Raw genomic sequence first — 19,647 nt, 5'->3', positions numbered from 1 at the left:
CTGTTGCGGAGCCTCCGACCACGAAAGCGGCCAGCCATGCGCGTCTACGTCCCCCTGACCCTTCCTGGTCTCGCCGAGGCGTACAAGACGGGCGAACTGGGGGGCGGGCCTGTGCTCGCCTACGCCGTCACGCCCGCGTTGCGCGAGTGGTACCTCTCGGACGACATCGAGGAGCTGGAGTACGCGGCGCTGAACCGGGCCGCGGTGGCGTCGCTGCGATTGCTGGCGGCGGATTCCGGGGCGGTGCGACGGCGGGTGGTGGTCGCCGTCGACGTGCCCGACGGGGCGGCGACGGCCGATCCCGACCGGGGGCTGGATCCTGCGGCGCTCGGTGAGGTGCGGGTCGCGGGGCCGGTGCCGCTCGGGAAGGCGGCGGCCGTGCATGTCGACGCGGGCGACGCGGAGGCGGATGTGGCCGCCGCGGTTCAGGCGCTGGAGGCGGCGGACGGTGGGGACGACGACGCCCAGTTCGTGGTGGACGGGGCCGAGGACCATGAGCTGCTGTGGTACGCGACGCAGGAGATTCCGAACCTGGTGGGGCTCGGCGGGGCTTCCCGTCCGTGACCTGCGGTTCTCTTGATTGTCAGTGGGGGCGGGTACGTTTTTGGGCATGGGGAAGCGAGTAGGGGCGCACATCGTCTGGGACTGGAACGGGACGCTGTTCCATGACAACGACGCGATCATCGGGGCCACGAACGCGGCGTTCGCCGAGCTGGGGCTTGAGCCGATCACGATGGAGCAGTACCGGGCGCTGTACTGCGTGCCGGTGCCGAAGTTCTATGAGCGGTTGCTGGGGCGGTTGCCCACCGATGCCGAGTGGGAGGTCATGGATGCGACCTTTCATCGGTACTACTCCGAGCATCGGGTGCGGTGCGGGCTGACCGCGGGAGTGACCGAGCTGCTGGCCGACTGGGGGGCCGCGGCCGGGCGTAGTCAGTCGATTCTCAGCATGTACGGGCATGAGGAGCTTGTGCCGTTGGTGCGGGGGTTCGGGATCGAGGCGCACTTCATACGGGTGGACGGGCGGACCGGGCCCTCTGGGGGGAGCAAGGCCGAGCACATGGTGCGGCATCTCGGGGCGCTGGGCGGGGTGGATCCGGGGCGGACCGTGGTGATCGGGGACGCGGCCGATGACGCGGTGGCGGCGCTGCATGTGGGGGCGCGGGCCGTGTTGTACACCGGGGGGTCGCACAGCCGGGCCAGTCTGGAGGGTGCGGGGGTTCCGGTGGTGGACACGCTGGACGAGGCGGTCGCGGAGGCGGAGCGGTTGGCGGCGTAGCCGGTCGGCCGCCGCTGCGACGCGAGTGACCGCAGCGGCGGTGTGCGGTGGGCTCGTTACGTCACGGGCGCCTTCGCTCGCAGTACCGTCAGGAACTCCCGCATCCAGGCGCTGTGGTCCGGCCAGGCTCGGGACGAGACCAGGGTGCCGTCCACCACCGCTTCCGCGTCCTGGAAGATCGCGCCGGCTGACTGCATGTCCAGTTCCAGGGCGGGGTACGCCGTGACGCGGCGGCCTCGTAGGCCGTCGATGGCGGCCGTAAGCAGGGGGCCGTGGCAGATCTGGGCGATCGGTTTGTCCGCGTCGATGAAGGACTTGAGGATCTTGCGGAGTTCCGGGTCGTTGCGGAGGTACTCGGGGGCTCGGCCGCCGGGGATGACCACGGCGGCGTAGTCGCCGGGGTCCACCTCGGAGAAGGCCAGGTCGGCGGGCCAGGTGTAGCCGGGCTTCTCCGTGTACGTGTCGAAGCCGGGCTCGAAGTCGTGGACGACGAACTGGAGCTTCTTGCGGGCGGGGGCGGCGATATGGACGTCGTAGCCCTCCTCGCGGAGGCGCTGATAGGGGTACAGGACCTCCAGTGACTCCGCTGCGTCGCCGGTGACGATGAGGATTTTCGCTGTCATGTCTGGTGCGCTCCCCTTTTTCGGCCGTGGACTGCGACTCCGTCGGGCTCTCTGGCAACGTGCCTCCATCGGCGGAGCTTGCCAAGGGGGCCCGCGTATGGCTGATACGCCACCTCCCACACCTCCGCTCCTGTGCAGAACGTCAAACTTCCACCCCCGGTTTTGTACACATACGGCTCATGACGGCCCCCCGGTAATCAGCGATAGCCTTGTGGCGTGATCAGCGCGATAGCTCGCGGGGGCGTTCCAGCCCCTGCCCTGCGCCCGGTGAGCACGGATGACATCCGTGGCCGGGTGGTGGTCGCTGGTCTTCGCGGGCGGGTTGGGGACGAGAGAGTTCCCACGGCGGCGCGCAACCCCTCGGTGACGGCGCTGCGGAGAGCAGTGTCACACCCGTCGGTCGCGCCGATTTTGGCTGATATCCCCCCGCTCATCTCACCTCGCGGCATAGCGTCGAAGCAGACCGGACACCCCGCGTCGCGACGTTACGTCGGAGGGGACGAGACCGTACTTCCTTCTACGTCACGCAACGGCGCGCGACAGGAGCCAGAGGACAATGCAGACCAAGCTGGACGAAGCAAAGGCCGAGCTGCTCGAACGGGCCGCCCGGGTAGCTGAGAACAGCCCGGTCGGGGGGCACCTACCGACTGGGACCACGGGCGAGGCCACCCCGGACCGGGACACCGTGCTCTCGTTCCTCCAGCGTTACTACCTGCACACCGCCCCGGAGGACCTCACCGACCGCGACCCGGTCGATGTCTTCGGAGCCGCCTACTCGCACTACCGGCTGGCCGAGACCCGCCCGCAGGGTACGGCCAATGTGCGGGTCCACACGCCGACGGTGGAGGAGAACGGCTGGACCTGCAGCCACTCCGTCGTCGAGGTCGTCACCGACGACATGCCCTTCCTGGTCGACTCGGTCACCAATGAGCTGACCCGGCAGGGACGTGGCATCCACGTAGTCATCCACCCCCAGGTCGTCGTCCGCCGCGATGTCACCGGCAAGCTCGTCGAGGTGCTCGCCACCCCTCCGGCCGTCGGTGAGCGTCCGCACGACGCGCACACCGAGTCCTGGATCCACGTAGAGATCGACCGGGAGACCGACCGCTCCGATCTGAAGCAGATCACCGCCGATCTGCTGCGCGTCCTGTCCGACGTCCGCGAGGCCGTCGAGGACTGGGAGAAGATGCGGGACGCGTCGATCCGGCTCTCCGAGAGCCTGGCCGAGGAGCATGTCCCCGGCGATCTGCCGGGACCCGAGGTCGAGGAGGCCCGCGAGCTGCTCCAGTGGCTGGCCGCCGACCACTTCACCTTCCTCGGCTACCGCGAGTACGAGCTGCGCGACGACGACTCGCTGGCCGCCGTCCCCGGCACCGGTCTCGGCATCCTGCGCTCCGACCCGCACCACGCCGGTGAGGACGCCCACCCCGTCAGCCCCTCCTTCGAGCGACTGCCCGCCGACGCCCGCGCCAAGGCCCGCGAGCACAAGCTGCTGGTGCTGACCAAGGCCAACAGCCGCGCCACCGTGCACCGGCCGTCGTACCTGGACTACATCGGCGTCAAGAAGTTCGACGCCGAGGGGAATGTCGTCGGCGAGCGACGCTTCCTCGGGCTCTTCTCCTCCGCCGCGTACACCGAGTCCGTCCGCCGCGTCCCCGTCATCCGCCGCAAGGTCGCCGACGTGCTCAAGCGCGCCGGGTTCTCGCCGAACAGCCACGACGGCCGCGACCTGCTCCAGATCCTGGAGACCTACCCGCGCGACGAGCTCTTCCAGACGCCCGTCGACGAGCTCCAGACGATCGTCACCAGCGTGCTCTACCTCCAGGAGCGGCGCCGGCTGCGGCTCTACCTGCGTCAGGACGAGTACGGCCGCTACTACTCCGCCCTCGTCTATCTGCCCCGGGACCGCTACACCACCGGCGTCCGGCTGCGGATCATCGACATCCTCAAGGAGGAGCTCGGCGGCATCAGCGTCGACTTCACCGCCTGGAACACCGAGTCGATCCTGTCCCGGCTGCACTTCGTGGTCCGGGTCCCGCAGGGCACCGAGCTGCCGCAGCTCAGCGACCTGGACAAGGAGCGCATCGAGGCCCGCCTGGTCGAGGCCGCGCGCTCCTGGGCCGACGGTTTCGCCGAGGCGATGAACGCCGAGCTCGGCGAGGAGCGGGCCGCGGAACTGCTGCGCCGCTACAACAACGCCTTCCCCGAGGGCTACAAGGCCGACCACACCCCGCGCGCCGCGGTCGCCGACCTCGTCCACCTCGAAGCGCTCGGCGAGGACAAGAACTTCGCGCTCAGCCTGTACGAGCCGGTCGGCGCCGCCCCCGAGGAGCGCCGCTTCAAGATCTACCGCAAGGGCGCGGCCATCTCCCTGTCCGCCGTGCTGCCGGTACTCAGCCGGCTCGGCGTCGAGGTCGTCGACGAGCGGCCCTACGAGCTGCGCTGCTCGGACCGCTCCGTCGCCTGGATCTACGACTTCGGCCTGCGCATGCCGCAGTTCGGCACCGGCGGCACCGACTACCTCGGCGACGACGCCCGCGAGCGCGTCCAGGAGGCCTTCGCCGCCACCTGGACTGGCAAGGCCGAGAACGACGGCTTCAACGCCCTGGTGCTGAGCGCCGGACTGACCTGGCGGCAGGCCATGGTCCTGAGGGCCTACGCGAAGTACCTGCGCCAGGCCGGGTCCACCTTCTCGCAGGACTACATGGAGGACACCCTCCGCAACAACGTCCACACCACCCGGCTCCTCGTCTCCCTGTTCGAGGCGCGGATGTCCCCGGACCGCCAGCGCGCCGGGCACGAGATCGTGGATGCCCTGCTCGAAGAGGTCGACGCGGCCCTGGACCAGGTGGCGAGCCTCGACGAGGACCGCATCCTGCGCTCCTTCCTCACCGTCATCAAGGCGACCCTGCGCACCAACTTCTTCCAGGAGGCCGCGGGCGGCGCCCCGCACGACTACGTCTCCATGAAGTTCGACCCGCAGGCCATCCCGGACCTGCCGGCGCCGCGTCCGGCGTACGAGATCTGGGTGTACTCGCCGCGGGTCGAGGGTGTGCACCTCAGGTTCGGCAAGGTCGCCCGCGGTGGTCTGCGCTGGTCCGACCGGCGGGAGGACTTCCGGACCGAGATCCTTGGTCTGGTGAAGGCGCAGATGGTGAAGAACACCGTCATCGTGCCGGTCGGCGCCAAGGGCGGATTCGTCGCCAAGCAGCTGCCGGACCCGTCCGTGGACCGGGACGCTTGGCTGGCCGAGGGCATCGCCAGCTACAAGACGTTCATCTCGGCGCTGCTCGACATCACCGACAACATGGTCGCCGGCGAGGTCGTACCGCCCGCCGATGTCGTACGGCACGACGAGGACGACACCTACCTGGTGGTCGCCGCCGACAAGGGCACCGCGACCTTCTCCGACATCGCCAACCAGGTCGCCGAGCAGTACAACTTCTGGCTCGGTGACGCCTTCGCCTCCGGCGGCTCGGCCGGTTACGACCACAAGGGCATGGGCATCACCGCCCGCGGCGCCTGGGAGTCCGTCAAGCGGCACTTCCGGGAGCTGGGCGTGGACACCCAGACCGAGGACTTCACGGTCGTCGGCATCGGCGACATGTCCGGTGACGTGTTCGGCAACGGCATGCTGCTCAGCGAGCACATCCGGCTGGTCGCGGCCTTCGACCACCGGCACATCTTCATCGACCCGAACCCGGACGCGGCGACCTCGTACGCCGAGCGCCGCCGCATGTTCGAGCTGCCGCGCTCCAGCTGGGCCGAGTACAACACCGCCCTGATCTCGGCCGGTGGCGGCATCTTCCCGCGTACCGCCAAGGCGATCCCGGTCAACGCCCACATCCGCGAGGCCCTCGGCATCGAGGGCAAGGTGTCCAAGATGACACCGGCCGAGCTGATGAAGGCGATCCTTGAGGCTCCGGTGGACCTGCTGTGGAACGGCGGCATCGGTACATACGTCAAGGCCTCCACCGAGTCGAACTCCGACGTCGGCGACAAGGCCAACGACGCCATCCGTGTCGACGGCGCCGACCTGCGCGTCAAGGTCGTCGGTGAGGGCGGCAACCTGGGGCTGACCCAGCTCGGCCGGATCGAGTTCGCCCGGCACGGCGGCAAGATCAACACCGATGCCATCGACAACAGCGCGGGCGTGGACACCTCCGACCATGAGGTGAACATCAAGATCCTGCTCAACAGCCTGGTCACCGACGGCGACATGACCGTCAAGCAGCGCAACAAGCTGCTCGCCGAGATGACCGACGAGGTCGGCCGGCTGGTCCTGCGCAACAACTACGCGCAGAACACCGCCATCGCCAACGCGCTCGCCCAGTCCAGGGACATGCTCCACGCCCAGCAGCGCTATATGCGCCACCTGGTGCGCGCCGGTCTGCTCGACCGAGCCCTGGAGTTCCTGCCCACCGACCGCCAGATCCGCGAACGGCTCGGCACGGGAGACGGCCTGACCGGCCCGGAGACGGCCGTCCTGCTGGCGTACACGAAGATCACGGTCGCCGAGGAGCTGCTGCACACCTCGCTCCCGGACGACCCCTATCTGCGCGGGCTGCTGGAGGCGTACTTCCCGAGTGCGCTGCGCGAGCAGTTCCCCGAGCACATCGACAGCCACCCGCTGCGCCGTGAGATCACCACGACCGTGCTGGTCAACGACACGGTCAACACCGGTGGTACGACCTATCTGCACCGGCTGCGCGAGGAGACCGGGGCCTCGCTCGAGGAGATCGTCCGGGCGCAGACCGCGGCCCGCGCGATCTTCCGCTCGGCGCCCGTGTGGGACGCGGTCGAGGCCCTGGACAACCAGGTCGAGGCCGCCGTACTGACGCGCATCCGGCTGCACTCGCGGCGGCTGGTCGAGCGCGGCACGCGCTGGCTGCTCAACAACCGGCCGCAGCCGCTCCAGCTCACCGAGACCGTCGACTTCTTCGGCGAGCGGGTCGAGCAGGTGTGGCAGCAGCTCCCGAAGCTGCTGCGCGGCGCGGATCTGGAGTGGTACCAGCAGATCTACGACGAGCTGTCCGCGGCCGGTGTCACGGACGAAGTCGCCACGCGCGTGGCCGGGTTCTCCTCCGCCTTCCCGGCGCTCGACATCGTCTCGGTGGCCGACCGCGTGGCCAAGGAGCCGCTGGATGTCGCCGAGGTCTACTACGACCTCGCCGACCGGCTGCGGATCACCCAGCTCATGGACCGCATCATCGAGCTGCCCCGCAACGACCGCTGGCAGTCCATGGCCCGCGCCTCCATCCGCGAGGACCTGTACGCGGCCCACGCGGCGCTGACCTCGGACGTCCTCGCGGTCGGCAACGGCTCCTCCACCCCCGAACAGCGCTTCAAGGCGTGGGAGGAGAAGAACGCGGCGATCCTGGGCCGGGCGCGCACCACGCTGGAGGAGATCCAGGGCTCGGAGACGTTCGACCTCGCCAACCTGTCGGTGGCGATGCGGACGATGCGCACGCTCCTGCGGACGCATTCATAGGCGCTACGACAGTGAAGGGCGCCCCGGGCCGTGATGGCTCGGGGCGCCCTTCGTTCTCGTAGGAGTTAGGCGGGCTGGGCCGCGACCTTGGGCTTGGGCTTGGCCTTGGGCTTCTTGTCGCCGGTGAAGGCCTCGTACTCCTTCAGGACGTCCTCCGTCGGGCCGTCCATGCGCAGTTCACCGCGCTCCAGCCACAGGACGCGGTCGCAGGTGTCGCGGATGGACTTGTTGTTGTGGCTGACCAGGAACACCGTGCCGGCGTGCTTGCGCAGTTCGCGGATGCGCTGCTCGGAGCGCCGCTGGAAGGCGCGGTCGCCGGTGGCGAGGGCCTCGTCGATGAGCAGGACATCATGGTCCTTGGCGGCGGCGATGGAGAAGCGGAGCCGGGCGCCCATGCCGGAGGAGTAGGTGCGCATGGGCAGGGTGATGAAGTCGCCCTTCTCGTTGATACCGGAGAAGTCGACGATCTCCTCGTACCGCTCCTTGATCTGCTCGCGGGACATGCCCATGGCGAGGCCGCCGAGGTAGACATTGCGCTCGCCGGTCAGGTCGCCCATCAGGGCCGCGTTCACGCCGAGCAGGGAGGGCTGGCCGTCGGTGTAGATGGCGCCGCTCTCCACCGGCAGCAGGCCCGCGACCGCCTTGAGCAGGGTGGACTTTCCGGAGCCGTTGGTGCCGATGAGTCCGATGGCCTCGCCCTTGTACGCGACGAAGGACACCTTCTTCACGGCGTGCACCTTGCGCACGCCCGCCGCCTTCTCGGCGTTCTTGCGGCGCAGGATGCGGTTGAGGGCGGCGGTGGCGGAACCGCGGCCCGCGCCCGTGCCGTTGACGCGGTAGACGATGTCGACGCGGTCCGCGATGACGGTGGGGGTCTGGTCGTTCAGGTTCTCAGCCACGGCCGTAGGTCTCCTCAGCCTTCCAGAAGTAGATGAAACCGCCGACCCCGGCGAGCAGGGCCCAGCCGGTGGCGAGCGCCCACACATGCGGGGGCAGCTGGCTCCCGTGGAAGCTGTCGATCAGGGCGAAGCGCATCAGGTCGATGTAGACGGCGGGCGGGTTGCACTGGAGCACGGGGCCCACCCAGGACGGCCAGTCCTGGTGCTTGGTCAGCAGGTGGTCGATGCTCCACATCACGCCCGAGGTGTACATCCAGGTGCGCAGCACGAACGGCATCAGCTGGGCGATGTCCGGGGTCTTCGCGCCCACCCGGGCCATGATCAGCGAGACACCGGCGTTGAAGGTGAACTGGAGCACCAGGGCCGGAACGGCGAGCAGCCAGGAGGCGGCGACCGGCACACCGAAGGCGAGCAGGATGACGACCAGGGCGAGCATCGAGAACAGCAGCTGCTGGAGCTGCTGGAGGCAGAAGGAGATCGGCAGTGCGGCCCGCGGGAAGTGCAGGGCGCGCACGAGGCCGAGGTTGCCGGAGATCGCTCGGGTGCCCGCGAGGATCGAGCTCTGCGTGAAGGTCCAGATGAACACGCCCGTGACCAGGAACGGGACGTAGTCCGGCACACCATCCTTGGTGCCCAGCAGCACGCCGAAGATCAGGAAGTAGACGGCCGCGTTCAGCAGCGGGTTCATCACCTGCCAGAGCTGGCCGAGCTTCGCCTGGCTGTACTGGGCGGTCAGCTTGGCCGTGGAGAACGCGGCGATGAAGTGGCGCCTGTCCCACAGCTGGCGGACGTACTCGGGCAGGGAGGGGCGGGCACCGCTGACCGAGAGGCCGTGGCGGTCGGCGAGGGCCGCGAGGTCGACGTCGGTGTCGGGTGGGGCCGTCGTCGTCGGGGGCGGTGTGTCGAGGACCTGGCTCACATCCGCTGCTTTCGTTCGGGGGGTGGGGGTGCGCGGTCCCGGCGCCTCGTGTTCGCTCACCAGACTCTTTACGTTCGCTTACGTCGGGACGGGACCGTATCGTCGCAACGCGAGCGTAGGCCGAGTCGACGTCGGAACGCAACCGTTTCGTCGTAACGCCCTATGCTGGTCCGCATGACGACGAACGCCGACGGATCCCAGCCGCGTCCGCGCCGCCGGGCCCCTGCGGGGGCGGCCGTGCTGCGGGCGGATGTGACGGAAGCGATCCGGGCGGCCGTGTTCGAGGAGCTCGCGGCCGTCGGGTATGCGCGGATGTCCATCGAGGGGATCGCGCGGCGGGCGGGCGTCGGGAAGACGGCGGTGTACCGGCGGTGGCGGTCGAAGCTGCACCTGGTGCTCGACGTGGTGTCGGCGCTGGCCGTGCAGGGGCTGCCCGCGCCGGACACGGGGTCGTTGGAAGGGGATCTGCGGCTGCTGTACGAGGTGACCTCGCGGGCGCTGCGGCATCCGGTCGCCTCGCAGATCATTCCCGATCTCCAGGCGGAGGCCGCGCGCAACCCCGAGATCGCCGAGGCCATGCAGAAGGCGTTGCGGGAAGGGCAGGACGGGGTCGCCAGCGGGATCGTGGCGGCGGCGGAGCGGCGGGGGGAGGTCCGGGAGGGGATCGACCACGATCTGGCGCTGGATCTGATCTCCGGGCCGCTGTACTGGCGGTCGGTGGTGATCCGGAGCCCGAAGCTGCCGAAGGGGTATCTGGCGGCGCTGGCTCGGGCTACGGCGGGGGCGCTTCAGGCGCTGTGACGGGGCGCTCGGTGGGGCTGGTGTCTCGTCGCCGGGCGCGGGTCCGGCTGTGCCCACCCGTTCCGCTCTGCGGAACGACTGCCCACAGCCTGTACGGGGCGGGGGCTCCTGCGGCCTGTACGGCGCTCGGATGGGCCCGCTGCCTGTGGGCGTGCGGGTGGCGGCTCGCAGCCTGTACGGGGTGCGGGCGGGGGCTCGCAGCCTGTACGGCCGCCGCCTCCGGCCTGTTCTGCTACTCGGCCAGCCTTCGCGTCAGCTGTTCCAACTCGCCCGCGTCCAGCACCCGTTCACCAAACCCCGGCAGTGGTACGTGCAACACCTCCGTCCAGCGCTTCGGTACCGCCCCGATGCCGTACACCGCCCCCGCCAGACCGCCCGTCACCGCTGCCACCGTGTCCGTGTCGCCGCCGAGGTCGATCGCCGCGCGTACCGCGTCCTCGTAGGACGGCGTGGTGCGCAGGGCCCAGACTGCCGAGCCCAGGCAGGGCCAGACGGCGCCGTTGAATTCGGTGGCCTGGTCGGGGTGCCAGTCGGGGGCGAGGACTGTGGTGTAGCGGTCCCTGTGGTCCTCGTGGACTGCCTTCAGGGTGTCCTCCACCGCCGTCAACGGGTTGCCTCCCGCCAGCGCCACCCGGATCAGCTCATGGAAGATCGCCGTCCCCTCCCACGCCGCCCTGTCTCCATGAGTGAGCGCGGACAGCCTGCGGGCCGCCTCCATCGTGGCCTCGCGGCCTTGCCGCGCGAAGTACACGGCCGAGGGCGCCGCCCTCATCAACGCGCCGTTTCCCGCCGCCCGTTGGTTCACCTGGAAGTGCAGTGCGGCCGCCGTGTCCCAGGGGTCGCCGCTGGTCAGGACCGCTTCCGTCTGGAGGCCGATGTCTTTCGGTTCCGCCGCCGCCCAGCGCCGGAACCGGCGGAACACATCGGGGAGTTCGAGCCCGTCGCACTCCAGCAGTGACTCCGCGACCAGGACCGCCATCTGTGTGTCGTCGGTCGCCTCACCCGGGTCCCAGCCACCTCCCCCGCACATCTCACCGCCCTCGCCGGGGCGAGGGAAGCGCGCCGAGAACGCGCCCTCCGGGCCGAATTCGAAGGGCGCCCCCAGGGCGTCACCCACGGCTGAGCCGATGACCGCGCCTGTCGCTGAGTCGAGCATTCCCGCAGGTTAGTCGCGCGCGGCTGCCGGATGCAGGCGTACCCAGCCCTCCCAGGCCGAGGTGATCATGTCCTGGACGTCGTGTTTGGCCTTCCAGCCGAGTTCGGTGGCCGCTCGGTCGGAGGAGGCGACGACGCGGGCCGGGTCGCCGGGGCGGCGGGGGGTGGTGGTCGGGGGGCGGTCGTAGCCGGTGAGGGCGTTGATCCGGTCGATCATTTCGCGGACGGAGACGCCCTCGCCGCGTCCGATGTTGAGGGTCAGGTCGCGGCCGGGGGACGACCGGAGTGCCCGCGCCGCCGCCACATGCGCCTCCGCCAGGTCGACCACGTGGATGTAGTCCCGTACGCAGGTGCCGTCCGGCGTCGGATAGTCGTCGCCGAAGATGCGAGGGGGTTCGTTCGCCGTGAGTTTTTCGAAGACCATCGGGATGAGGTTGAAGACGCCCACGTCGGCCAGCTCGGGGGTCGCCGAGCCCGCCACGTTGAAGTAGCGGAGCGACGCCGTCGACAGGCCCGTCGCCCTTGCCGTCGCCCTCACCAGCCACTCGCCCGCCAGCTTTGTCTCGCCGTACGGGGACAGCGGGGCGCACGGTGTCTCCTCGGTGACCAGCTCCACGTCCGGCATGCCGTAGACCGCCGCCGAGGACGAAAACACGAAGGAGGGCACGCCGGCCGAGACCACCGCGTCCAGCAGGACGCGCAGGCCCTCCACGTTCTCCCGGTAGTAGCGCAGCGGCTGCTCCACCGACTCGCCGACCTGCTTCTTCGCCGCGAGATGCACGACCCCGGTGATCCCGTGGTCCACGAGGGCACGCATCACCTGCTCGGCGTCCAGGGTGGAGCCCACGACCAGCGGGACGTCATCGGGCACGCGCTCGGAGATGCCGGTGGACAGGTCGTCGTAGACAACCGTCCGCTCGCCCGCCTCGGACATCGCCCGTACGACATGCGCCCCGATGTATCCGGCGCCGCCGGTGATCAGCCAGGTCATGTGCGGCCGTCCCCTCGTCTGTTGGCCCGTGCGTGGAGCATAACCACTCCGATTTGCCGTCAATGAACGGTAATGGTCGGTTAATAGCACAAGATCTGGGATGTGGTGAGTCGGGAAACGGAAGCGGACGGCCGATCCCGGGCCCTGGCGGTCTGCCTGCCCACCGTCCTCATGACGGCCCTCGGGCTCTGGGGCATCGACCGCGGCGGCATATGGCGCGACGAGGCGGTCACCTTCCAGGTCGCGCGCCGGTCGGTGCCGGAGATCTGGCGGCTGCTGCACGGCGTGGACGCGGTGCACGGCCTGTACTACCTCCTCATGCACACCGTCCTCGCCCTGCGCCCCGGCGAGGTCGTCCTCCGACTGCCGTCGGTGTGCGGAGCCGCCGCGGCGACGGGCCTGGTCGCGGCCCTCGGAGTGCGGCTGGCGGGACCGCGGGTCGGGCTGTGGGCGGGCCTGATGTACGCCGTCACCCCGCTGGCCGGTCACTACGCGCAGGAGGGACGGTCGTACGCCCTGGTCGGCGCCGGAGTCGCGGGCGCGACGCTGCTGCTCGTCCGCGCGCTGGACGGCGGGCGGACCTGGCTCGCGTACACGGGCGTCGTCGGCCTCACCTGCCTCCTGCACGAGCTCGCGGTACTGATGCTCTGCGCACACGCCGTGACCCTCGCGGCGGTACGGGCGGGCCCCAGGATGTGGGTGCGCTGGGCCGGAGGCGCCACCGCCGCAGGCCTGATGCTGCTGCCGCTGGTGTTGGCGTCCCGGGCGCAGGCGGGGCAGGTGGAGTGGCTGCCGGAACCGGGGCTGGGGAGCGCGGAGCGGTTGCTGCGCGGCTTTGTCATCGCGCCCAAGGGGCTGGTCTTCGAGACCGGCGTGGTGCTGATGCTGGCGGGGCTCGCGGCCCGCAGGGTGGCCGCCGTGGCGCTGCCGCTGATGGCGGTGCCACCGGGGCTGCTGATGCTGGTCTCGCAGGTACGGCCGATGTACGACGACCGGTATGTGCTGTACGCGCTGGCCGGGGCACCGCTGCTGATCGCGGCCGGCGCCGACCGGCTCGCCGACTGGATCACGGGCCGGATGCCGTACGTCCCGCTCGCCGGCGCCCTCGCCGTCCTCGTCGCCTTCCTCCACCACCTCCCCCTGCACCGCCAGGACCGCGCCCCCGACCGACGGCCGGACAACCTCGCCGCCGTCTCCTCCCTCGCCGCAGGTCAGATCCGCCGGGGCGACCCGGTGCTGTTCGTGCCCTCCATCGGACGGCGGGCGGCGGTGGCGTACCCGGAGGGGTTCCGGCAGGCCCGGGACATCGCGCTACGGGAGCCGGGGCCGGGCTCCGGGACGCTGTACGGGCGGGAGGCCGGGCCCGGGGAGCTGCGCCGCAGGCTCTCGGCGGTGGACCGGGTGTGGGTGGTGGCCGAGCCGTACACGCTGCGCTCGGACTGGCTGCCGCGCAACCCCAGCGAGCGCGCCAAGATCACGGTCGTATGGGAGGACTTCGTCCCACGCGCGGAGTACGTGCGCGGAGGCGTGACCCTGCGCCTCTACGAACGCCGCCCGACTACGGTGCTGCCGCTGACAGGGCCGCCTCGTCGAGGGCGGTGGTGAGCTCGTCCAGGCGGGAGCGCAGGGCGCCGATCTCCTCGACGTCGAAGCCGGTCGCCGCGGCGATCCGGCGCGGTACCTGGAGCGCCTGCTCACGCAGGGCCGAGCCCTCCTCGGTCAGCCGCACCTCCACCGACCGCTCGTCGCGCGCGCTGCGCTCCCGGCGGACCAGGCCCGCGCTCTCCAGCCGCTTCAGCAGCGGGGAGAGCGTGCCGGAATCCAGCCGCAGGTGTTCGCCCAGCTTCTTGACGGGCAGGTCGCCGTGCTCCCACAGCACCAGCATCACCAGGTACTGCGGGTAGGTGAGACCGAGGTCCTTGAGGATCACGCGGTAGACGCCGTTGAAGGCACGCGCGGCCGCGTGCAGGGAGAAGCAGATCTGGCGGTCCAGGCGGAGCCATTCCTCCTGGGGCGCGGTGGGTGTCTCGGTCCGGTTCATGTCTCCAGGGTAGCTCTTGTCCGCCATTTAGTTGTGCACAATTTAATTGTGTGCTCTACTTGAGCCTGTCAACGAGCCCCGACTTCTCGAACAGGGATGGTTCATCCATGGACGCGATCTACACCGCCGTCGCCACCGCCACCCACGGCCGCGAAGGCCGTGCCATCAGCTCCGACGGCAAACTCGACCTCCAGCTGGCCCCGCCGGTGGAGCTCGGCGGCAACGGCCAGGGCACCAACCCCGAGCAGCTCTTCGCCGCGGGCTACGCCGCCTGCTTCGCCAGCGCGCTGGGCCTCGTGGGCCGCCAGGCCAAGGTCGACGTCACCGAGGCCGCCGTCACCGGCGAGGTCGGCATCGGCAAGCAGGGCGAGGGCTTCGGTCTGAAGGTCACGCTGCGCGTCGAGCTGCCCGACACGGTGGACGCGGAGACCGGCCGCAAGCTCGTCGACCAGGCCCACCAGGTGTGCCCCTACTCCAACGCCACCCGCGGCAACATCGACGTCGACCTCGTCATCGAGTAACCCGCGCCAGCACCTCCCCCGTCCGCGGGCTCCACGCCACGACCACCGCCTCCTCCGGGACCGTGCGGCTGCGGGTCAGCAGTAGCCAGCTCACGTGGTAGCGGCGGGCGATGGAGGTGCGTTCGGTGCGGGTCGAGTTGGGGGAGAGGTAGGCGCTGACGTCTTTGAGGCGTCGGCGCCGCTCGCGTTCGTCCAGTGCGGGGTCCCTCCGGGTGGGGGCGGCGAGGTTCGTTCCGTAGCCCGGGAGGGTTTGTACGGCATGTTGACCGTCGGCGATCACCACGTCGCCTTTGTTGATGTGTTGTGCGGCCCATTCGTACGTGGGGCCGTGCGGGGGCTGGAGCGTGGCGAAGTCGAGTCTGGGGGCTGCTTCGAAGGCGTTGAAGTAGGGCCAGATTGCGGCCGTCAGTAGTGCGGTGGTGGTCATTGTGGTCAGAGTGCGGGCCGGTGAGGGCTTGTCGCGCCCACGCGGCGGTAGCCGCAAATGCAACACAGCCCCGCGCCCCTGGGTTGGTTTCCGTCGCCCTGCGACGAGAAGCACTGCTCCTAGCGCCGCCCCTACCCCCGTGATCGGGTGGACCAGCAGGATCAGGCCGTATACGGCGCCCAGTGCCGCGTACCCCGTCAGGCCCGGTCTGCCCTTCGGACCCACGAACCGCACCTGGCCCCTTCCCCTCGCCACCTTCAGCGCCCATGCCCAGAAAGTCAGGCCGATCGCGAACGTCGACGGGTAGCCGAGGTCGGCCCACAGCAGGGTCATCGGGGCCAATGCCAGGACCGGTGCCCATGGTCTTGGCGTCAGCACTCTCACCAGGCGGCCCAGCCCCGTCAGCAGTACCAGCAGATTCAGTGGGCCCGCGAGCCTCAGTACCTCCCAGCCGCCCAGCCCCGTCAGCCGGGCGAACAACCCCTGCGCCACCGCATACGGCGAGTAGTACGGGCTGCCCTCGCCCGGCAGGTCCACCGTCGGGTGCCGTGGGTCCAGGAGGTTCGTCTTCAGGCGTTCCACCACCGCCGCGTGCTGGCCCGCCTCGCAGCACAGGGGCAGGCTCCAGTAGGCCAGGGTCATCAGCAGCCAGAAGAGGAAGCCGAAGAGCTGGTACGGGGTGGGGCGCCAGGTGGGGCCGCCGCGGAGGGCGGTCGATCCCTGGGCGGTCCGCCGGGCCGGGAGCGTTGCGGGCATTTGCCGTATCTTCCCGGTGGGTCAACGGCTTGACCGCCCTTCACCTCATGGAGTGAGCCCGATCGGAGTGCCCCTGCGCCGGCAGGGAGACCTGGGCGCGCAGCAGATGCTCCAGGAGCAGCGGTACGCCGACCACCGGGAGCAGCCAGGCCAGGGCGATCAGGCGGCCGCCCCAGATGGTGATGTCCGGGTGTCCGGCCTGGGTGAGGACGCCGGTGCCCGCCGCCGCGATCAGGAAGGCACCGAAGGTCGGCCTGCGCAGCGCGCCCCACAGGCCGGCGCCCAGCGCCGCCAGGAACAGTGGCTCCCAGAACTGTCTGCGCAGCCACTCCGTCCAGAAGTTCAGCGACAACTGCACGAACTCCGGCCAGGGATCGGCCCGGTCGGGGCGGGTGAAGTGGTCGGCCAGCAGGTCCTGGACGCTCTCGGACGCCGACGGGTAGCCGAGCAGTTTCGCCAGTACGACGGTCCCCAGGGCGCCGCACAGCCCGAGCCCCGCGATCGCCGCGATGTCCCGTCCCGGCGCCCGGCCCTTCCGCAGGCGTGCGACGGCGGCCAGCGCGCCCGCCCCTGCCAGGCACACCCCCAGGAACAGCGCCTGCGAGTGCTTCACTGTGAACTGGGCGGCCAGCGCACCCGCGATCAGCGCCAGTCCCGCCCGCCGCCCCTGCAGCACCAGCGCACAGCCCCATACCGCCGCCAGCGTCAGGGCCATCAGCAGGCCCTCCGTCATGGGCCGCATGGCGATCGCCCCGGACGGCAGGACGTAGTAGAGCGCCTGGCCGGTCAGCGCGAGGGGGAACGGTACCGACAGTGTGCGCAGGATCAGGAAGGCCAGCACGCCGCCCGCCACCGCCACCGTGACCCCGGCCGCCCACAGGCCCCAGGTCACGCCGAACACCGTGACGAACGGCACCAGGAAGACCGGATAGCCGGGCCGCACCTCGAAGATCCGCATGAAGCGTTCCGAGGCGAAGGGGACGGTGTGACCGGCCGTCCGCCCCGCCCGCAGCCGCCTCTCGACCTCGGGCCACTCCTGCGCCCGGCACTTAGCCATGGCCACGGGAGTGGGGTCGGGGCGGTGGAAGCGGATCACGTCCACGTTCTGTCTGCGGTGCGCGATCGACGCCTTGCCCTTGCAGTAGTGCTCGATGGTCGCGGTGGCGGCCTCCCGTTTGCTGTCTCCGCGCAGGCTGAGGGCGTACGAGAGGTAGTTCCGGGTGTCGGGGGTGTCCCGGCCGGTGACGTTCGCCAGTTGCAGGACGGCGAAGAGGGCGGCCAGGAGCAGCACCCAGGTGCGCGGCCTCACGAGGAGGCCCGGCCGCCGGGCCGGCCGGCCGGACGCCAGGTGTGGGGTCGGCTCGGGGTGGGCCGCGACGGGCTGGAGGGCATGGGAACTCCCCTGGGTGAGAACGGCGTTCAGAGACGGTCGGTGAGGGACAGAGGTGCCGCCTGCTGCGAGGGGATGGTGAGCGGGATGCGCGCCCGGCACGCCGCCGACGGCACCGGATGCCGCTCGTCCGGCGGCACGACCGACGGCAGGTCCTGCTCCCCGAGCACCACATGCCGTACGACCCGCTCGGCGGCGCGGCCGTCGTCGTACGGGCAGAAGCGCGTCCGGAACGCCGAGCGCAGCTGGGCGGAGCGGGAGCCGCGCCAGTGGCCGGTGGCGAAGATGTCGATCAGCTCGTCCTCGCTGCGGGCGACCGCGCCGGGCGGGAAGGCGCGCAGGTCGAAGTAGGTGCCGCGGGCGGCCTTGTAGGCCTCCTGGTCCTCGGTGTGGAGGACGATCGGGCGGTCCAGGTTGGCGTAGTCGAACATGATCGACGAGTAGTCGGTGAGCAGCGCGTCCGAGGCGAGGCAGAGGGACTCCACGCTTGGATGGGCGGTGACGTCGATGACCTGGGGCGAGGTCGCGTCGGGGGCGAGCGGGCCGCCGTGGCGGCGGTGGGCGCGGGCCAGGATGACGAAGCGCGGGCCGAGGCGGCTCACCACGTGGTCCAGGTCCAGGGGGACGCGCTGGGTGCGGCGGTAGTCGCGGTGGGTGGGGGCGTACAGGATCGCCACCGAGTTCTCCGGGATGCCGAGCGACTCGCGCAGCCGGGTCACATCCGCCGAAGTCGCCTGCTGGAACACGTCGTTGCGGGGCTGGCCGTACTCCAGCGTCTTGTAGGTGCCGGGGTGGACGCGTTCCCAGGTCAGGGTGGAGTGGCGGTTGGCGGAGACGACGTAGTCCCAGGTGTCGACGGTGTCGAGGAGGGCGTCGAAGTCCAAGTCGGCGGCTGTCGCGGGGTGTTCACGCAGGTCCAGGCCCATGTGCTTGAGGGGGGTGCCGCGCTGGGTCTGGACGACGATCTGTCCCGGGCGCTTGACCAGCCGCAGAACCTCGTTGTCGATCAGGTACTTGGAGCGGGCCAGCGCCGTCCAGTACGCGGCCGTGCCCGGGGTGATACGGCGGGTGGCGGCCGGGATCGTGTGGTGGTGCCCGGGGTGCGCGATCCACGCCGTGCGGATGTGCGGGGCGTGGGTGCGGAACGCCTGCTCCAGGGCGCCCGGGTTGCAGCCGTGGCCCTGACCGCCGTACGCGGCGAAGACGGCCCGGTCCTGGCGCAGGGGCAGTCGGAGTTGGACGCGGTAGTGCAGACGCAGGGCGGCCGAGCGCAGGGTGCCCGCGAGTTTCACGGTGAGCTTGACGGCCTTGCGGCTCAGGGCGGCGGACCCTTGCAGGGTGCGGTAGGTGCGGTGCAGGCCCAGGCGGATCAGGGAGTGCCGCAGGCGGTCGCGCAGGGGAGCGGGGGCGGCCGCGGTGCGGTGGCGGCGGCAGTGGGTGCGGGCCAGGCGCAGGAACTCGGCGCGGGTGCCGCGCGGGAGGCGTTCCCGGCGGGCGACGGCCGTCAGATGGTCGAGCATGCGGCGGAACAACACCGGGCGCCAGGTGGCGAGTTCGGGGCGCTCGGCGAGAAACGCGAAGACCCTGTCGTACTGCTCGAAGACCTCGAAGTGGCGGCGGGTGCCTGCCTTGCGGCGCTGTCGGTGGTGTACGCAGACCCGGTCCAGGGTGGCGATCGACTCGGCCGTCAGCATGAGCTGGTAGGTCCAGGTGGCGTCCTCGTAGTGGCCGGGCGGGAAGGCGAAGCCCGCTGCGAACTCCCGCCGGTACGCCTTGTTCCAGGCCACCATCGGCAGCCGCAACAGGCCCGGGCGGTCCTCCAGACGGAACGGGGCCGGGCCCTCTTTGGTGAGCTGTACGAAGGCCTGGTCGTGGATCGTCTCGCCGGTCCAGTGGCTGCGGGCATGGTCATGGACCAGGACGTCCGGTTCGCCGGTCTCCTTCAGACGGTCGGCGATGGCCTCCAGGGCGCCGGGGGTCAGGGTGTCGTCGCCGTCGAGGAACAGGAGGTAGTCGCCGGTCGCCTCGGCCATACCCGCGTTGCGGGCGGGGCCCGGGCCCTGGTTGCGGGCCAGGCGCAGCGGCCGTACGCGCGGGTCGCGGGCGGCGAACTCGTCGATGATCGCGCCGCAGGCGTCCGGCGAGGCGTCGTCGACCGGGATCAGTTCGAGATCGGGGTACGACTGGGAGAGCACCGATTCCAGGCACTCGTGGAGATACGCCTGAACCTTGTACGCGGGGACGATGACACTGAACCTGGGCAAGGGACATCCATGGGTCGGCGCGGGCAGCGGGACGGATCGGGCCTTGCCCGGGAACGGCCGATGGAGTGAGTTGGTTACGTTGCGTTACGG

The 19,647-nt window shown here is 70.5% G+C and carries 15 protein-coding genes; 6 read left to right on the top strand and 9 right to left on the bottom strand.

The window, feature by feature from the left end; genetic code table 11:
* The first annotated feature begins 36 nt into the window (after positions 1 to 36).
* The gene (locus OHT76_RS17590) at positions 37 to 564 is read left to right on the top strand and encodes a DUF6912 family protein (RefSeq protein WP_328871785.1); all 528 of its coding nucleotides are present in this window, start codon (positions 37 to 39) and stop codon (positions 562 to 564) included.
* Between the two features lie 46 nt (positions 565 to 610).
* Positions 611 to 1,279, top strand: a complete 669-nt coding sequence (locus OHT76_RS17585; protein WP_328871784.1) for an HAD family hydrolase — start codon at positions 611 to 613, stop codon at positions 1,277 to 1,279.
* Between the two features lie 56 nt (positions 1,280 to 1,335).
* Here OHT76_RS17585 and OHT76_RS17580 read toward each other — a convergent pair whose 3' ends face one another.
* On the bottom strand, positions 1,336 to 1,902 hold the full coding sequence (locus tag OHT76_RS17580; RefSeq protein ID WP_328871783.1) for a DJ-1/PfpI family protein: 567 nt from the start codon (positions 1,900 to 1,902) through the stop codon (positions 1,336 to 1,338).
* 556 nt (positions 1,903 to 2,458) lie between these two features.
* Here OHT76_RS17580 and OHT76_RS17575 point away from each other — a divergent pair.
* Entirely contained in the window at positions 2,459 to 7,393 is a 4,935-nt protein-coding gene (locus OHT76_RS17575) for an NAD-glutamate dehydrogenase (protein WP_328871782.1), read from the top strand.
* Positions 7,394 to 7,458: 65 nt separating this feature from the next.
* On the opposite strand, the gene OHT76_RS17570 is transcribed toward OHT76_RS17575, so the two are convergent.
* Together OHT76_RS17570 and OHT76_RS17565 are read right to left on the bottom strand one after the other, a co-directional pair.
* Entirely contained in the window at positions 7,459 to 8,292 is an 834-nt protein-coding gene (locus OHT76_RS17570; protein ID WP_328871781.1) for an ABC transporter ATP-binding protein, read from the bottom strand.
* Entirely contained in the window at positions 8,285 to 9,211 is a 927-nt protein-coding gene (locus tag OHT76_RS17565; protein WP_328871780.1) for an ABC transporter permease, read from the bottom strand. Before OHT76_RS17565 ends, OHT76_RS17570 begins: the two co-directional genes overlap by 8 nt.
* A gap of 174 nt (positions 9,212 to 9,385) precedes the next feature.
* Between OHT76_RS17565 and OHT76_RS17560 the strand changes: the two genes are divergently transcribed.
* Positions 9,386 to 10,012 carry a TetR/AcrR family transcriptional regulator gene (locus OHT76_RS17560; RefSeq protein WP_328871779.1) on the top strand — a complete coding sequence of 209 codons (627 nt, stop codon included), beginning with the start codon at positions 9,386 to 9,388 and terminating at the stop codon, positions 10,010 to 10,012.
* A 232-nt stretch (positions 10,013 to 10,244) separates the two neighbouring features.
* On the opposite strand, the gene OHT76_RS17555 is transcribed toward OHT76_RS17560, so the two are convergent.
* A complete protein-coding gene (locus OHT76_RS17555; RefSeq protein WP_328871778.1) occupies positions 10,245 to 11,168 on the bottom strand; it encodes an ADP-ribosylglycohydrolase family protein in 924 nt (307 codons plus the stop codon).
* Between the two features lie 9 nt (positions 11,169 to 11,177).
* Positions 11,178 to 12,158: a UDP-glucose 4-epimerase GalE gene (galE, locus tag OHT76_RS17550; RefSeq protein WP_328871777.1), complete on the bottom strand. Its 981-nt coding sequence runs from the start codon at positions 12,156 to 12,158 to the stop codon at positions 11,178 to 11,180.
* Between the two features lie 102 nt (positions 12,159 to 12,260).
* Between galE and OHT76_RS17545 the strand changes: the two genes are divergently transcribed.
* Entirely contained in the window at positions 12,261 to 13,763 is a 1,503-nt protein-coding gene (locus tag OHT76_RS17545) for a glycosyltransferase family 39 protein (protein ID WP_328871776.1), read from the top strand.
* On the opposite strand, the gene OHT76_RS17540 is transcribed toward OHT76_RS17545, so the two are convergent.
* Positions 13,717 to 14,226, bottom strand: a complete 510-nt coding sequence (locus OHT76_RS17540) for a MarR family winged helix-turn-helix transcriptional regulator (protein WP_443049801.1) — start codon at positions 14,224 to 14,226, stop codon at positions 13,717 to 13,719. The genes OHT76_RS17545 and OHT76_RS17540 overlap by 47 nt on opposite strands.
* Before the next feature lie 80 nt (positions 14,227 to 14,306).
* On the opposite strand from OHT76_RS17540, the gene OHT76_RS17535 reads away from it, so the two are divergent.
* Positions 14,307 to 14,720 (top strand): organic hydroperoxide resistance protein, encoded by a 414-nt coding sequence (locus tag OHT76_RS17535; protein ID WP_328871774.1) that lies wholly within the window; start codon positions 14,307 to 14,309, stop codon positions 14,718 to 14,720.
* On the opposite strand, the gene OHT76_RS17530 is transcribed toward OHT76_RS17535, so the two are convergent.
* The 3 genes from OHT76_RS17530 to OHT76_RS17520 all read right to left on the bottom strand — a co-directional run bounded on the left by OHT76_RS17530 (position 14,710) and on the right by OHT76_RS17520 (position 19,557).
* A complete protein-coding gene (locus OHT76_RS17530) occupies positions 14,710 to 15,903 on the bottom strand; it encodes a hypothetical protein (protein WP_328871773.1) in 1,194 nt (397 codons plus the stop codon). The two genes, OHT76_RS17535 and OHT76_RS17530, sit on opposite strands and share 11 nt — an antisense overlap.
* A gap of 40 nt (positions 15,904 to 15,943) precedes the next feature.
* Complete coding sequence (locus OHT76_RS17525; protein WP_328871772.1) at positions 15,944 to 17,212, bottom strand: hypothetical protein; 1,269 nt, start codon at positions 17,210 to 17,212, stop codon at positions 15,944 to 15,946.
* Between the two features lie 110 nt (positions 17,213 to 17,322).
* Positions 17,323 to 19,557 carry a bifunctional glycosyltransferase/CDP-glycerol:glycerophosphate glycerophosphotransferase gene (locus OHT76_RS17520; RefSeq protein WP_328871771.1) on the bottom strand — a complete coding sequence of 745 codons (2,235 nt, stop codon included), beginning with the start codon at positions 19,555 to 19,557 and terminating at the stop codon, positions 17,323 to 17,325.
* Positions 19,558 to 19,647 lie beyond the last annotated feature (90 nt).

This window comes from Streptomyces sp. NBC_00287 (assembly GCF_036173105.1).
GTDB lineage: Bacteria > Actinomycetota > Actinomycetes > Streptomycetales > Streptomycetaceae > Streptomyces.
The sequence above is the reverse complement of the archived record's forward strand: the minus strand, read 5'-3'. Positions and strand labels throughout refer to the sequence as shown.

What these genes read in the sequence shown, in the direction of transcription:
- OHT76_RS17590 (WP_328871785.1), top strand. Translation starts at nt 37, where the DNA reads ATGCGCGTCTACGTCCCCCTGACCCTTCCTGGTCTCGCCGAGGCGTAC.
- OHT76_RS17585 (WP_328871784.1), top strand. Translation starts at nt 611, where the DNA reads ATGGGGAAGCGAGTAGGGGCGCACATCGTCTGGGACTGGAACGGGACG.
- OHT76_RS17580 (WP_328871783.1), bottom strand. Translation starts at nt 1,902, where the DNA reads ATGACAGCGAAAATCCTCATCGTCACCGGCGACGCAGCGGAGTCACTG.
- OHT76_RS17575 (WP_328871782.1), top strand. Translation starts at nt 2,459, where the DNA reads ATGCAGACCAAGCTGGACGAAGCAAAGGCCGAGCTGCTCGAACGGGCC.
- OHT76_RS17560 (WP_328871779.1), top strand. Translation starts at nt 9,386, where the DNA reads ATGACGACGAACGCCGACGGATCCCAGCCGCGTCCGCGCCGCCGGGCC.
- OHT76_RS17555 (WP_328871778.1), bottom strand. Translation starts at nt 11,168, where the DNA reads ATGCTCGACTCAGCGACAGGCGCGGTCATCGGCTCAGCCGTGGGTGAC.
- galE (WP_328871777.1), bottom strand. Translation starts at nt 12,158, where the DNA reads ATGACCTGGCTGATCACCGGCGGCGCCGGATACATCGGGGCGCATGTC.
- OHT76_RS17540 (WP_443049801.1), bottom strand. Translation starts at nt 14,226, where the DNA reads ATGGCGGACAAGAGCTACCCTGGAGACATGAACCGGACCGAGACACCC.
- OHT76_RS17535 (WP_328871774.1), top strand. Translation starts at nt 14,307, where the DNA reads ATGGACGCGATCTACACCGCCGTCGCCACCGCCACCCACGGCCGCGAA.
- OHT76_RS17530 (WP_328871773.1), bottom strand. Translation starts at nt 15,903, where the DNA reads ATGCCCGCAACGCTCCCGGCCCGGCGGACCGCCCAGGGATCGACCGCC.